Source organism: Enterobacter sp. UPMP2060 (assembly GCF_053709655.1).
Map to the genome: position 1 here is coordinate 42280 of NZ_JBSKJQ010000004.1, position 14358 is coordinate 56637.

The 14358-nt window shown below is 58.7% G+C and carries 11 protein-coding genes; 4 read left to right on the forward strand and 7 right to left on the reverse strand.

All coding sequences use genetic code 11. The annotated features are described in order from the left end of the window. The first annotated feature begins 13 nt into the window (after positions 1-13). The 3 genes from mtnN to ACWKXN_RS11035 are packed head-to-tail and all read left to right on the forward strand — an operon-like array spanning position 14 to position 2156. On the forward strand, positions 14-712 hold the full coding sequence (mtnN, locus tag ACWKXN_RS11025) for a 5'-methylthioadenosine/S-adenosylhomocysteine nucleosidase (protein ID WP_014882620.1): 699 nt from the start codon (positions 14-16) through the stop codon (positions 710-712). Continuing rightward, positions 705-1505 carry a vitamin B12 ABC transporter substrate-binding protein BtuF gene (btuF, locus tag ACWKXN_RS11030; protein ID WP_331394664.1) on the forward strand — a complete coding sequence of 267 codons (801 nt, stop codon included), beginning with the start codon at positions 705-707 and terminating at the stop codon, positions 1503-1505. Before mtnN ends, btuF begins: the two co-directional genes overlap by 8 nt. Before the next feature lie 27 nt (positions 1506-1532). Next, complete coding sequence (locus ACWKXN_RS11035) at positions 1533-2156, forward strand: TRIC cation channel family protein (RefSeq protein ID WP_023310447.1); 624 nt, start codon at positions 1533-1535, stop codon at positions 2154-2156. A gap of 93 nt (positions 2157-2249) precedes the next feature. On the opposite strand, the gene erpA is transcribed toward ACWKXN_RS11035, so the two are convergent. Together erpA and clcA are read right to left on the reverse strand one after the other, a co-directional pair. Continuing rightward, complete coding sequence (erpA, locus tag ACWKXN_RS11040; RefSeq protein WP_023310446.1) at positions 2250-2597, reverse strand: iron-sulfur cluster insertion protein ErpA; 348 nt, start codon at positions 2595-2597, stop codon at positions 2250-2252. A gap of 79 nt (positions 2598-2676) precedes the next feature. Beyond that, positions 2677-4077, reverse strand: a complete 1401-nt coding sequence (gene clcA, locus ACWKXN_RS11045; protein WP_039260615.1) for a H(+)/Cl(-) exchange transporter ClcA — start codon at positions 4075-4077, stop codon at positions 2677-2679. 177 nt (positions 4078-4254) lie between these two features. Here clcA and hemL point away from each other — a divergent pair, with 177 nt between their 5' ends. Beyond that, positions 4255-5535 carry a glutamate-1-semialdehyde 2,1-aminomutase gene (hemL, locus tag ACWKXN_RS11050; protein WP_454543784.1) on the forward strand — a complete coding sequence of 427 codons (1281 nt, stop codon included), beginning with the start codon at positions 4255-4257 and terminating at the stop codon, positions 5533-5535. Between the two features lie 93 nt (positions 5536-5628). On the opposite strand, the gene fhuB is transcribed toward hemL, so the two are convergent. The 5 genes from fhuB to mrcB form a co-directional block, all read right to left on the reverse strand. Beyond that, positions 5629-7611: a Fe(3+)-hydroxamate ABC transporter permease FhuB gene (fhuB, locus tag ACWKXN_RS11055; protein WP_454543785.1), complete on the reverse strand. Its 1983-nt coding sequence runs from the start codon at positions 7609-7611 to the stop codon at positions 5629-5631. Beyond that, entirely contained in the window at positions 7608-8498 is an 891-nt protein-coding gene (gene fhuD / locus ACWKXN_RS11060) for a Fe(3+)-hydroxamate ABC transporter substrate-binding protein FhuD (protein WP_039260618.1), read from the reverse strand. The genes fhuB and fhuD overlap by 4 nt, the downstream gene beginning before the upstream one ends. Further along, a complete protein-coding gene (gene fhuC, locus ACWKXN_RS11065; RefSeq protein WP_033144663.1) occupies positions 8498-9295 on the reverse strand; it encodes a Fe3+-hydroxamate ABC transporter ATP-binding protein FhuC in 798 nt (265 codons plus the stop codon). The genes fhuD and fhuC overlap by 1 nt, the downstream gene beginning before the upstream one ends. A 50-nt stretch (positions 9296-9345) precedes the next feature. Beyond that, complete coding sequence (fhuA, locus tag ACWKXN_RS11070; RefSeq protein WP_087823359.1) at positions 9346-11595, reverse strand: ferrichrome porin FhuA; 2250 nt, start codon at positions 11593-11595, stop codon at positions 9346-9348. Positions 11596-11830: 235 nt separating this feature from the next. Continuing rightward, a complete protein-coding gene (mrcB, locus tag ACWKXN_RS11075; protein ID WP_454543786.1) occupies positions 11831-14356 on the reverse strand; it encodes a bifunctional glycosyl transferase/transpeptidase in 2526 nt (841 codons plus the stop codon). Positions 14357-14358 lie beyond the last annotated feature (2 nt).

The following is a 14358-nucleotide window of genomic DNA, read 5'->3' on the forward strand; positions in this document are numbered from 1 at the left end:
CGCGAGTAAATCTATGAAAATCGGCATTATTGGTGCAATGGAAGAAGAAGTTACGCTGCTGCGTGACAAAATTGAGAACCGTCAGACCCTCTCTCTGGGAGGTTGTGAGATCTATACCGGCCAGTTGAACGGTGTTGACGTGGCTCTGCTGAAATCAGGCATCGGTAAAGTGGCTGCTGCGCTGGGTGCAACCCTGCTGCTTGAGCGCTGCAAGCCGGACGTAATCGTGAATACCGGCTCTGCGGGCGGCCTGGCGCCGACGCTGAAAGTGGGCGATATCGTTGTTTCCGACGAAGCGCGTTACCACGATGCCGACGTCACCGCGTTCGGTTACGAGTACGGCCAGCTACCGGGCTGCCCTGCTGGTTTTAAAGCTGACGACAAACTGATTGCGGCGGCAGAGACCTGCATCGCAGAACTCAACCTCAACGCGGTACGCGGTCTGATTGTCAGCGGTGATGCCTTTATCAACGGCTCCGTTGGGCTGGCGAAAATCCGTCATAACTTCCCTCAGGCGGTTGCCGTTGAGATGGAAGCGACCGCGATCGCTCACGTTTGCCATAACTTCAGCGTACCCTTCGTGGTGGTTCGCGCCATCTCTGACGTGGCAGACCAGCAGTCCCACATCAGCTTCGACGAGTTCCTGACCGTTGCGGCAAAACAGTCCACCGTGATGGTGGAGCGCCTGGTGCAGAATCTGGCACGTGGCTAAACATACCGTCAGGGCGCTGGCCGCCCTGCTTCTTCTCGCACCGCTGTGGCTCTATGCGTTACCGCGCGTGATTACCCTCTCTCCCGCAAATACGGAACTGGCGTTTGCCGCCGGGATCACGCCCGTTGGCGTGAGTAGTTATTCGGATTACCCACCGCAAGCCGCGGGTATTGAACAGGTGGCAACCTGGCAGGGGATGAACCTTGAGCGCATCGTGGCGCTTAAACCGGATCTCGTGCTGGCCTGGCGCGGCGGCAACGCCGAGCGGCAGGTCAACCAGCTCACCTCGCTTGGCATAAAGGTCATGTGGATTGATGCCGTCAGCATTGAGCAGGTCGCTCAGGCGCTACGCGCCCTGGCACCCTTCAGCCCTACGCCCAAAAAAGCCGAGGCTGCGGCGAAACAGATGCTGAGCGACTATGCCGCGCTGAAATCCCGATACGATACCCCTGTTAAAAAGCGCATCTTTCTGCAGTTTGGCAGCCAGCCGCTGTTCACCACCGGAAAAGGGTCGATTCAGAACCAGGTGCTGGAAGTCTGCGGCGGTGAAAATATCTTTGCTGCCAGCCGGGTACCGTGGCCTCAGGTGAGCCGCGAACAGGTGCTGGCGCGCCAGCCGCAGGCCATCGTCGTGGTCGGAAATGCGAGCGAGATTCCTAAAATTGAACAATTCTGGCAAAAGCAGCTAAAAATTCCGGTGATCCCGCTCAACAGCGACTGGTTTGAACGCGCCAGCCCGCGTATTATCCTCGCCGCAAAACAGCTCTGTGCCGCGCTGGCAGAGAGTCACTAACATAAGACCCTTTTCGAGGATTTAACGATGCTCGTTTATTGGCTGGATATTCTTGGCACAGCCGTTTTTGCTATCTCCGGCGTTCTGCTCGCCGGAAAACTACGCATGGATCCGTTTGGCGTGCTGGTGCTGGGCGTCGTGACCGCCGTCGGCGGTGGGACTATCCGCGATATGGCGCTGGCAAATGGCCCGGTGTTTTGGGTGAAAGATCCTACCGATCTGGTGGTCGCGATGGTCACCTGCCTGTTGACCATTGTGCTGGTTCGCCAGCCCCGCCGCTTACCCAAGTGGATATTGCCGGTACTGGATGCCGTGGGTCTGGCCGTGTTTGTCGGTATTGGCGTCAATAAGGCGTTTAATGCCGGTACCGGTCCGATGGTGGCAATCTGCATGGGCGTATTAACCGGCGTGGGCGGTGGGATCATACGCGACATTCTGGCGCGTGAAGTGCCGATGATCCTGCGTACTGAAATTTACGCAACGGCCTGCATTGTGGGCGGGATTGTTCACGCTACCGCGTACTATACCTTCGCCCTCCCGCTGGAAAATGCCGCGATGCTGGGGATGGTCGTGACGCTGGTGATACGCTTAGCGGCGATACGCTGGCACCTGAAGCTGCCGACGTTTGCGCTGGATGATAATGGCAGGTAAAAGCAAAACGGTAACCGCAAGGTTACCGTTTTTAGTCTTTTCTCCCTCTCCCTGTGAGAGAGGGACGGAGTAACGGCATCAGCCCGCACTCTCTTAGATGCTGAACGAAGATCCACATCCGCAGGTGCTTGTCGCATTCGGGTTCGTGACCACAAAGCGCGAACCTTCCAGACCCTCGGTGTAATCCACCGAACCACCCACCAGATATTGCAGGCTCATCGGGTCAACCACCAGCGCGACGCCCTGTTTCTCGATAGTCATATCGCCATCGTTAACCTGATCGTCAAAGGTAAAACCATACTGGAAGCCGCTGCAGCCGCCACCGGTAATATAAACACGCAGTTTCAGATCCGGATTGTCTTCGTCGGCAATCAGGACTTTCACTTTGTTGGCTGCTGCTTCGGTAAATTCGAGCGGTACAGCTACTACGTCATCACTCATCTTATGCTCCCATGAATACTGCCATTGGGTAAAATTCACCCAATTCTTTGTCTCATTATCTAATACCCTGGTAATTCATTCAAGTATTCTGCGTGGCGGCCCGTTCAGCCTCTTGTTTCGCCAGGGTACGCGCGAGGATGGTGGAGTATAGCGGTTTTCCACCCAGGAACTGGGCTAATAGTGTCGCGCCGAGACAGGTAATGATCATTGGCAAAATGAGCTGGTAATTGTCCGTCATCTCCAGCACCAGCACGATCCCGGTCAAGGGCGCGCGCAGGGACGCGGCCAGCAGCGCCCCCATTCCGGCCACGGCAAAGGTCCCGGCTTCAAGGTGATAGGCGGGAAAGCCCACTTCAGCCGCCATACCAAACGCGGTGCCGAGCAGCGTACCCAGCGCCAGCATCGGGGCAAAAATCCCCCCGGGCGCGCCGGAAGAGAAGCACAGTACCGTCGTGATAACCCGGGAGATAAACATAAACAGCAGCAGACCCACGCTGAAATTCCCTGCCGCCGCAATGGGAATCAGCCCGAACCCGCCGCCTGCGGCATTCGGCTCGATAAACCCGAGTACGCCACACATTCCGCCCAGCAGACCGCCCATCAGCACCCATTTCGTGGTGTTCCCGCCGTGAATGCGCTGGAACATATCCTGAGCGCGCAGGATAAAGGTGTTAAACAGCGGCCCCACCACGCCAAAAATCATGCCGAGGATCAGGTAAAGCCACAGGGTATTGACCGGCGCGTTGGTCAGTTTACCCACCTCAATGACCGCGCCCTCGCCATTAAAGATGCGAAACACGATGCTCGACATAATCACGCCGGTGAATACCGCTTTAATCGAGATCAGGTTGTAGCGGAACTGCGCGCGCATCTCTTCGATAATGAACAAAATACCTGCCAGCGGCGCGTTAAACGCGGCGGAAAGCCCCGCCGCCGCGCCGGTTGCCAGCAGCGTATGGCGCGCTTCGGCGCTTCGCATCCGAAACAGATCGCCCACCATGCGGCCGACGTTCCCCCCCAGCTGTACCGTGGGTCCTTCCCGTCCAAGCACCATTCCGGCGCCCAGAGTCCCCATGCCGCCGATGAACTTAACCGGAATCACCCGCCACCAGCGCACCGGACGCAGCTCCTCCAGCGCGCCTTCAATTTCCGGGATGCCCGATCCCCCCGCTTCCGGCGCGAATTTACGCACCAGAAAATACCCCACCATGGCAAACAGCGCGGACAGCCCGAATGCCCACACCCAGACCAGCCATTCGCTGTCGGCGAAACCGGCCACGGTGCCCACTCGCCAGTTGAGTACGGCATTAACCGCTTTTTCAAACGCCACGCCAACCAGGCCCGCGAGAGTACCCACCACGGCAGCGGCCAGCAGGATCGCCAGCGGCGTTTTATCGCGATTGAGCAGCCGCCGAATGCTGATTCGGTGCTGGGCGCGCGTAAACTGTTGTTCTTCAAAAGACGGAGAATCTGATTTCATGTCCTGTTCTTATTTGTCACACAAAAAGCCGCGAGGATTTTACCAGAGACGGCCCTACCGTCTCCTGAAAATTACTTAACAAATCTTAAAGCATTGCCCGGCTAAAAATTTCATAACCTTCCCCGAATCACATAGAATAGTGGGCTTAACCATTTTATTCGAACCAGGAACGACGCCATGAGCAAGTCTGAAAACCTCTACAGTGCAGCCCGCGAGCTTATTCCGGGTGGCGTGAACTCACCTGTGCGCGCCTTCACCGGCGTGGGCGGTACGCCGCTGTTTATCGAACGTGCTGACGGCGCGTATCTGTATGATGTCGATGGCAAAGCCTATATCGATTATGTGGGTTCCTGGGGTCCGATGGTGCTGGGCCACAACCACCCGGCGATTCGTAACGCGGTAATCGAAGCCGCCCAGCGCGGCCTGAGCTTCGGCGCGCCAACCGAAATGGAAGTGAAAATGGCGGAGCTGGTGACCGAACTGGTGCCTACCATGGACATGGTGCGTATGGTGAACTCCGGTACCGAAGCCACCATGAGCGCCATCCGCCTGGCGCGCGGTTTTACCGGCCGCGATAAAATCATCAAGTTTGAAGGCTGTTACCACGGTCACGCCGACTGTCTGCTGGTGAAGGCCGGTTCCGGCGCGCTGACGCTCGGCCAGCCGAACTCGCCTGGCGTACCGGCAGATTTCGCGAAGCACACCCTGACCTGCACCTACAACGATCTTGCTACCGTTCGCGCGGCGTTCGAGCAGTATCCGCAGGAAATCGCCTGCATCATCGTTGAGCCGGTTGCCGGCAACATGAACTGCATCCCACCGCAGCCTGAGTTCCTGCCGGGCCTGCGCGCCCTGTGCGACGAGTTCGGCGCGCTGCTGATCATCGATGAAGTCATGACCGGCTTCCGCGTGGCGCTGGCGGGTGCCCAGTCTTACTACGACGTCGTGCCGGACCTGACCTGCCTCGGCAAAATCATCGGCGGCGGCATGCCGGTCGGCGCATTCGGTGGTCGTAAGGACGTGATGGAAGCCCTGGCGCCAACCGGCCCGGTTTACCAGGCGGGCACGCTTTCCGGTAACCCTATCGCCATGGCGGCGGGCTTTGCCTGCCTGACCGAAGTGGCACAGCCGGGTATTCACGAAACCCTGACCGACCTGACCTCGCAGCTGGCAAACGGTCTGCTGGAAGCGGCAGAAGAAGCGGGTATTCCGCTGGTGGTTAACCACGTGGGCGGCATGTTCGGGATTTTCTTCACCGATGCGAAAACCGTGACCTGCTATCAGGACGTGGTGAAGTGCGACGTTGAACGCTTCAAGCGCTTCTTCCACCTGATGCTGGAAGAAGGCGTGTACCTGGCGCCGTCCGCGTTCGAAGCGGGCTTTATATCCGTGGCGCACAGCGAAGATGATATCAACAACACCATCGACGCGGCGCGCAAGGTGTTTGCGAAGCTGTAAGATGTGCGGCTTGATGCCCTCACCCCAACCCTCTCCCACGGGGAGAGGGAGCAAACACTAAAACGGCAATCAAAGGATTGCCGTTTACTTTTATTACCGACTCTGCTTTCTCAACAGATAAATAAAGTACGGCGCACCGATAAAGGTCGACAGCAGACCCGCCGGGATCTGATACGGGAACAGCACCATTCTTCCGCACCAGTCCGCGAACACCAGCATCACCCCGCCCGTCAGGGCCGACATGACGATATGCGGCATCGTCCGGCGGAATCCCATCATTCTGGCAATGTGCGGCGCCATTAATCCGACAAAACTCAGCGGTCCAATCGTCAGGGTTGCCACAGCCGTCAGGCACGCCGCCAGCAGCAGCAGGGCCACGCGCGCTGGCGTCAGCGCCATTCCCACCGCACGCGCGGTTTCGCCGCCGAGCGGCAGAATGGTCATCCAGCGGCGGCACAGCGGCACCATCGCCAGCAGCACGAGCATCACGATCCCGGACCAGACCACCTGGCTGCCGGTGGCGTTGTACGTCGAGCCGGAAATCCAGGTCAGGATCTTCGCCATACGCGGATCGCCGCTGGCCTGCAGCATCATCAGCAGCATGGTAAATGCGGTGCTGAGCGCCATCCCGGCAAGCAGCATGCGGTGCGGCGAAAATCCGCCGCGACCGGCGGCAATCAGGATAATCATCAGCGTGACTGCCGCACCGATACTGCCGGCAGGCATCAGCCAGCCAAACGCATTCCCCGGCACAAAGAACAGCATCAGCACCACGCCAAAGGCGGCGCCAGAGCTGATCCCGAGCACTTCCGGGCTTGCCATCGGGTTGCCGGTCAGACGCTGAATAATGCACCCCGCCACTGCCAGCATCACCCCTGCGATCAGCGCAGCGAAGATACGCGGCCAGCGCCATTGCACCAGTTCATTGAGTAAATCACCCGTTGCCCAGTGCCAGCCCGAGGCATCGCGTCCGAATGAGAGCGCCGCGAACGAGGCGATAATCATCACAGCCAGACCGGCAAGGCTAAACCACAGCACCGACTGACGTTCAGCGTAGACTTTATCGCCGGCGTCCATCGCCGGTGCGCTCATGCTGCGCAGGCGCGGCAGCAGCCACAGCAGCAGCGGCGCCCCGATAAGCGCGGTCACAGAGCCGGTGGACACTTCCCTCCAGACCTGCGCCAGCCAGAGAATAAGCTGATCGGAAAGCCAGAGGATCAGCGCCCCAATCAGCGGCGCCAGCATCAGACGCGCCAGCAGGCGACGCGCCCCGAGCATTTTCGCCAGCAGCGGCGCAAACAGGCCGATAAATCCGATGATGCCGACCGCGTTGACCAGCAGGGCACTCAATACAATCGCCAGCGTCAGCGCCGCCAGACGAGCCAGCGACAGCGCCAGCCCCAGGTTACGCGCCACGCCATCATCCAGCCCCATGAGCGTCAGAGGGCGCAGGAGCAGCAGCGTCAGCACGACGCCGCCAGCCAGCTGCGGCCAGAGGTGCTCTACAACGCTCCAGTCGGTCTGGGTGAGCGTGCCGGTACTCCACAGGAACATGCTTTGCAGCCGATCGTGATGGAACAGCACCAGCAGCTGGTTAATCGCCCCGCAGTACAGGCTCACCACCAGCCCGGCCAGAATAAGCGTCACAGGAGAAAGGCGCTTGCCCCAGGCCACGCCAAAGACCAGCGCGCCCACCACGCACGCCCCCGCGAGTGCCGCAAACTGCGAGGTTAACGCTCCCGGCAGCGCCCACAGCGTGGTGATGGTGATCCCAAGCTGCGCGCCGGTCGCGACGCCGAGCGTGGTTGGCTCTGCCAGCGGATTACGCAACACCTGCTGGAACAATACGCCCACCAGCCCTAAGCCGGCCCCGACCAAAAGGGAGATCGCCAGACGCGGCAGCAGGCTGTAGTGGAACAGCATCTGCTGAATATTGTCGATATCCGGCGAGGCCAGAGCGGCCCCCCACTGCTCGCGAGGTAAGGCCGCAGAGAGGTTGAACCCGGTTAATACCAGCGCAACCAGAAAAAGCAGGGATAACAGCAGCGCCGGGAAGCGGGCGATACGCGTACTCATGCTTTACCTCCCAGGGCGTTATCCAGCACGCGGGCAAAATGCATGGCCGACAGCGTCGCGCCGTAGAACCAGACCGCCGGGGCGCGCTGGAAGCGCCTCTCGCGCACAAACGGCATCGCCTGCCAGAGCGGGGTCGCCATCAGGGTTTGCATGTCGCGTTCGTTACCGTGGTCGAAACAGAGCACGTCCACATCGCGAAACGCCGCCAGACGATCGATACCCACGGCGGTACTGCCCCAGAAGGTCATCTCCCCTTCCCAGGCGTTGCGAATGCCGAAGCTGTCCAGCACCTCCTGGAAAAGACAGTTTTTACCGAAGACCAGCATATGGCGGGCATCCAGCAGCGTCACCATCAGCAGCGGACGATCGCCCCGGTGAGCAAAGCGCGGCTTCAGGGAGTCGATCAGGGCATCAAATTCGTCGAGATGCTTTTTGGCCTCCGCTTCGCGGTTGAGGAAATGCGCCATCTCGTTAATCGAGTTTTTCGCCACGGCCAGCGGTTTTTTACCGTCGCTGAAAGCAAATCCACGTCCCGGCGCAATGCGCGCCATTGTCTCCTCTGACGGGCCGTAGCCCGCTGACCAGAACAGGAACGAGGGTTTCATCTGGGTGAGCAGCTCAAGGTTTGGCTCCGTACGCAGGCCGACGTCGATCACCGAGTCCGGCAGCTTTGGCTCGTTCACCCAGAGGTTATAGTTAGGAATGTCCGCCACGCCATAGGGCGTGACGCCGAGCGCCATCATCAGTTCGACCGGCAGCCACTCCAGAGCCACAATACGATGCGGATCGACGGCGGCGGCACGCGCCGTATTCATTTTTAACAGCAGCGGCGAGAGCGCCATCGCCGTCAGCAGGCGACGGCGGCTAATGCGTGTGTTATTCAGCATCAGTAGACAAAGCTCACCGGTGCAGCCCCGGCCGGGTGAGGCAGAATACCCATCGGAATACCGTAAATATGTTCCAGCGTTTCGCTGCGCATCAGCTCTGCCGGTGTCCCCTGGGCAATCATCTCGCCCCCGCGCAGCGCGACGAGGTAGTCACAATAGCGCGCGGCCATGTTGATATCGTGCAGAACCGCGATGACCGTCAGGCCACGCTGCTGGCTCAGGCGATGCACCAGCGCCAGGACGTCGACCTGATGGGCAATATCCAGCGCAGAGGTCGGTTCATCCAGCAGCAGACAGCGGCTGTCCTGCGCCACCAGCATCGCGATCCACGCGCGCTGACGTTCGCCGCCGGACAGGCTATCCACCAGACGGTGCGCCAGCGGTTTTAGCCCGACCAGCGCAATCGCCTCTTCCACCTTCTCTCTGTCGGCGACGCCGAAGCGCCCAAGCGCACCGTGCCACGGATAACGCCCAATCGCCACTAGCTCGCGCACCGTCATCCCTTCCGCCTGCGGCAGCTGCTGCGGCAGATAGGCCACTTTGCGGGCAAAGGCTTTACTGCTCCAGCTCTCCAGCGGTTGGTCATCCAGCAGAATATCGCCTTCTGAAGGCGGCTGATGGCGCCCCAGCATCTTGAGAAGCGTGGATTTACCGGAACCGTTATGACCAATCAGGCCCGTCACTTTACCGGCCGGAAACGTCAGAGAGAGCGGATGCAGCAGCGTGCGCCCGGGTACGCGAAAGGATAGATGGTTGAGCGTAAAGGTGGTGTCGGGTTGCGTTTGAATATCCTGCATATCAGCCAACTTAAATAAAAAGGGCACGGCGAACCGTGCCCGAAGAGAGATTAGAAGCGGAAGGTCGCGGTGGCAACAACCTGACGTTCAGCACCCCAGAAGCAGCCGTAGGTATTGAAGCAGCTGGCAACGTACTCACGATCGAACAGGTTGTTTACGTGCAGCGCCACGTTTGAGCCAGCCATGCCAACGCGTGCCAGATCGTATCTGACCAGCGCATCGACTACGGTGTAGCTGCCCACCTTGAAGGAGTTCGCCGGATCGCCATAGCTTGAGCCCGTGTAACGCACGCCGGTACCCAGCGTCAGACCCGACAGCGCACCGTCAAACAGGGTGTAATCGCCCCACAACGATGCCATGTGTTTTGGCACCTGAGCAGGCGTGTTGCCTTTGTAGGTGGTGTCCGTGGTGTATTCCGCATCGGTATAGGTATAAGAACCCACCAGGTTGACGCTCGCAGAGAGGGCCGCTTTCGCTTCCAGTTCTACGCCACGCGCGCGGATTTCACCGCCCTGAACCGAGAAGAAGGAGCCCGCCGGGTCCGCCATCAGGTTGTTGGTTTTGGTCAGCTGGTACAACGCACCGGTGACGACGATCGGACGATCGTTCGGCACGTATTTCACGCCCGCTTCGTACTGTTTGCCTTTAGACGGCGAGAACAGCTTGCCCTGGGCATCGGTCTGCGAAGCCGGTTCAAACGATTCGCTGTAGCTAAAGTACGGAGTTACGCCGTTATCAAACAGATAGTTAACGCCACCGCGCCAGGTGAACTGGGTATCATCACGTTTGGAGGTGGTGTTCGTCACGCGGTTGTAGGATTCCTGATCGGCCCAGTCATAACGGCCGCCCAGGGTTACCAGCACTTTATCCCACTGCGCCTGATCCTGAACGTACAGACCCGTCTGTTTTTGACGGTTGAGGATCTGATATGGGCCGGAGGTCGCGGGATCTTTTGAGCCGAAATCAAAATCGCCGTTTACCGGATTGTAGAGATCCAGCAGCGGAACAGAGTCGTCGTAACCGAACCAGGAGTTGATGTCATTCCGCATGCGCATAAAGTCAACGCCGGTCAGCAGGACGTGGTCCACCTCGCCGGTTGAGAATTTGCTCTGCAGCTGGGTATCAACGGTAAAGTTCTGCAGCTTTTCGTTATCGACAACGTATTTACGCGCCAGATAATGGCCTTTGTCCGATGGCGCTAGCGCGGCACACTGTTTGTTGCCGCTGTTTGCCGGATCGGTACAGACGCCATAGCCATATACGCTGTTTTGCGAGGTTTTGTTCTCGGCAAAGCGCAGGTTCTGACGCACGGTAAAGGTATCGTTGAACTCGTGATCGAAGCTGTATCCCACCATTTTCTGGTTACGGGAATAGGTATTGTTCTTCGCGCCTTCGTTGAAGTTCGTCGGCAGACGATCGCCGTTCGGCAGCGGCTCAACCGTTCCCTCTTTTGGCAGCCAGCCGTAGTAGCCCGTTTCAGGCTCGTTCTGGAAGTAGGAGAGGAACGTGAAGGTGGTTTTATCATCCGGACGCCAGGAGAACGATGGCGCGATGGCGTAACGCTGCTCTTCCGCACGCTCCTGCTGAGCGTTATTAGAACGCGCAACGCCCGTTAAGCGATAAGAGTAAACGCCGTCGTCGTCGATCGCATCGCTAAAGTCAAACCCGGTCTGGAACAGGCTATCCGTGCCGACTTTGAACTGGATCTCTTTCAGCGGCTCGGTTGTTGGGCGCTTACTGACCATGTTCAGCAAACCGCCCGGGCTGCTTTTGCCGTACAGAACGGAAACCGGACCGCGCATGATCTCGGCGCGCTCCAGCATATAAGGATCAATCACCGCGTCGTTATAGAAGTTCCCCTGCATTTTCATGCCGTCGAGGTAGTTATTCTGCGTCTGGCCATCGGCCGCGAAGCCGCGAATGATCAAATAGTCATAGGTGTTAGACGCGCCGCGCGTGCCGACCGCAACGCCCGGCGTGTAGCTCAGGGCTTCTTTCACCGAGCGCGGCTGATGCAGCGCCATCTCTTCGGCAGTGACTACCGAAATAGACTGCGGAACCTTTTGAATAGGGGTATCCGTTTTGGTTCCGGTCGCGGATTGCCGTGCGGCGATGGTCGCAGCAGGCCCCCAGGCACTTTCCTGTGCCGCAGGTGCTGCGGTAACCGTAATGGTTTCTTCTTTTTTCGGGGTTTCGGCCGCGTGAGCATAAGCAGACATGCCGGCAACCGCTGTGGCGACGACGACCGCGAGCTTACGCAGCGACGTGTTCATTGGCTGAGCAGTATTGGAAAGCGCCATGTTGAATCTCTGATGTGAAAGTGAATGATAACGTAAACGAGAATTATTATTATGAGCGCCAGAATAATATGCGAAACGCTGGTTGCATAGCAAGCAGTAAGCGGCCCTATGAGAATTAAGGGTTTAAGAAATCATCAAGAGAAAACGAAGGGTTAATCAGAGTTAAAGCGAGGGTTAACGAAATGAGGTTTACGGGTAAAAAAAGCCCCCTTCCAGGGAAGAGGGCTTTAAAAGCTTAGTTACCGCCGAACATGTCTTTAATCCAGCCCGCGACACCGTCGCTGTCTTTCTTCTCATTCTGCTGCTGCGGCTGTTGCTGCTGCGGCTGCTGTGGCTGAGAAGACTGGTCGAACGGGTTACCCGTTGGCTGTTCTGGCTGGCTTTGCTGGCACAGCGAGTCCGGGTTTGCGGTCCAGACAGGCAGCGTACGCATTCCGCCGCCGCAGACGAAGTTACCGGAGCTGTCTACGCCCATATCGACGATATCTTCCGGCGCAACCAGATTCAGCGGCACAGGAGACTGATTCGCCAGATAGCGCTGGTAAATCGACATCGCCCCGCTCGCGCCGTACAGCTTGGTCGGCTGGTTGTTGTCGCGGCCTACCCAGGTGATCACCACTTCACGGCCATCAATACCGGCGAACCAGGTATCGACGTTGTTGTTGGTGGTCCCGGTTTTACCCGCCAGATGCAGACCCGGATACTTCGCGCCCAGCTGACGGCCGGTACCGCGCTGCACGACCTGCTGCATCGTCCACAGCGTCATATAGGCGGCCTGAGCGGGAACGGCACGCTCCGCCTGCGGGAAGCTCTGATACAGCACGGAACCATCTTCGGCAATCACTGAGCGCAGGGCAGACAGCGGCGCGCGGTTGCCCCCGCTGGCAATGGTCTGGAACGCCTGCGCCACTTCGATCGGCGTCAGGTTAAGCGCGCCGAGGATCATCGCCGGCACCGGGTGCAGCTGATCTTTCGCCACGCCCAGTTTTTGCCAGGTATCGACAATCGCCGGCAGTCCCAGCGACATGCCCAGGTTCACCGTTGGCACGTTCATGGAACGGGTCAACGCATCCACCAGCATGACCTGGCCGCTGAACTGTTTATCATCGTTCTGCGGTGACCAGACCTGGCCGTTAGGCTGGCGCAGGGAGATCGGCGCATCCGCAATCCAGGTATTCAGGCGATACTGATTTGGCTGGCTCAGGGCTGTGAGGTAGGTTGCCGGTTTTGCCAGAGAGCCGATTGAGCGACGCGCCTGCATCGCACGGTTGTAGCCTGCAAACTGCGGCTCGGCCCCGCCCACCATCGCGCGCACTTCGCCGGTGTTACGGTCAACCACCACCATCGCGGTTTCAAGATCGGAGAGCTTACGCTGTTTCTTCAGCGCCGGAATGCCTTCCACCGCCGCTTTTTCGGCCGCATCCTGCGCCACGGAGTCAAAGGTGGTGAAGATCTTCACGCCGGAGAGATCTTTGACCTTATCACCGAGCTTGCTTTGCAGCTCCTGACGCACCAGCTGCATAAACGCAGGCTGAGGCGAAATCACGCCGCCGCGCGGCTGAACGCCCAGCGGACGCGCGCTCAGCATGTCGTACAGCTCCTGGTCAATCACCTGCTGCTGTTGCAGCAGACGCAGAACGAGGTTACGACGCTCCAGCGCCAGTTTCGGGTTACGCCACGGGTTATAAATGGACGCCCCTTTCACCATGCCCACCAGCAGCGCCTGCTGGTCCAGGCTCAGCTCTTCTACCGGGCGACCAAAGTAGTACAGACTCGCCAGCGGGAAGCCGCGGATTTCGTTATCGCCGCTCTGACCAAGGTACACCTCGTTCATGTACAGCTCAAGGATACGATCCTTGCTGTAGCGCGCATCCATCAGCACGGCCATGTAGGCTTCGTTCGCTTTACGCCAGTAAGAGCGTTCGCTGGAGAGGAACAGGTTTTTCACCAGCTGCTGGGTCAGCGTACTCGCTCCCTGCACGGTGCGACCGGCAGTCAGGTTAGCCAGTACCGCACGGCCAATCGAGTAGAGGCTGATGCCATCGTGCTCGTAGAAGTGACGGTCTTCGGTTGCCAGCAGGGTATCAACCAGCAGATCCGGGAAGCCGTTACGCGCCACGAACAGGCGCTGCTCGCCGTTTGCTGACGAAAGCATGGTGATCAGACGCGGATCGAGACGGAAGAAACCGAACTGACGGTTGTTATCCATGTTCTCGATGGTGTCCAGACGATCGCCGTCAAAGGTCAGACGCGCGCGCACCTGCCCCTCTTTGCTGTCCGGGAAATCAAACGGACGACGAATCATCTCAATGCTGTTGGACTGCACGGTAAATTCGCCAGGCCGCGTCATTTTTGACACCTGACGATACTGGGTGGCTTCCAGCAGTTTGACCATCTCGTTCTTGGTGATGGGCATATCTGGCTCAAGGTTCACCATACGGCCATACACTGCCGCAGGTAGCTGCCAGACTTTACCGTCGATACGGCTACGGATCTTCTGATCCAGATACACGCCGTAAATCGCCATCAGGACGACAAAAACAATAAACAGCTTCAGCAGCAGCCAGAACCAGCCGCGTTTGCCCCGAGGCTTACGCCCTTTGCCTTTTCCATTACGCGGCATCGGTTCTTCATCCTCATAATCGTCTTCATAGTCATCGTCATAGTCCTCATCTCTGAGGCGACGACGGCTTACCTTTTCTTTCGCCGGACGCGTTGGTTTTCCCTTACGTCCTATTGGCTCGCGGTCATCCCCCGCCATGC

Bases quoted from the DNA above. Each gene is read 5' to 3' on its own strand.
- mtnN (WP_014882620.1), top strand. From the start codon at position 14: ATGAAAATCGGCATTATTGGTGCAATGGAAGAAGAAGTTACGCTGCTG.
- fhuB (WP_454543785.1), bottom strand. From the start codon at position 7,611: ATGAGTACGCGTATCGCCCGCTTCCCGGCGCTGCTGTTATCCCTGCTT.
- clcA (WP_039260615.1), bottom strand. From the start codon at position 4,077: ATGAAATCAGATTCTCCGTCTTTTGAAGAACAACAGTTTACGCGCGCC.
- fhuA (WP_087823359.1), bottom strand. From the start codon at position 11,595: ATGGCGCTTTCCAATACTGCTCAGCCAATGAACACGTCGCTGCGTAAG.
- fhuD (WP_039260618.1), bottom strand. From the start codon at position 8,498: ATGCTGAATAACACACGCATTAGCCGCCGTCGCCTGCTGACGGCGATG.
- ACWKXN_RS11035 (WP_023310447.1), top strand. From the start codon at position 1,533: ATGCTCGTTTATTGGCTGGATATTCTTGGCACAGCCGTTTTTGCTATC.
- hemL (WP_454543784.1), top strand. From the start codon at position 4,255: ATGAGCAAGTCTGAAAACCTCTACAGTGCAGCCCGCGAGCTTATTCCG.
- fhuC (WP_033144663.1), bottom strand. From the start codon at position 9,295: ATGCAGGATATTCAAACGCAACCCGACACCACCTTTACGCTCAACCAT.
- erpA (WP_023310446.1), bottom strand. From the start codon at position 2,597: ATGAGTGATGACGTAGTAGCTGTACCGCTCGAATTTACCGAAGCAGCA.
- mrcB (WP_454543786.1), bottom strand. From the start codon at position 14,356: ATGGCGGGGGATGACCGCGAGCCAATAGGACGTAAGGGAAAACCAACG.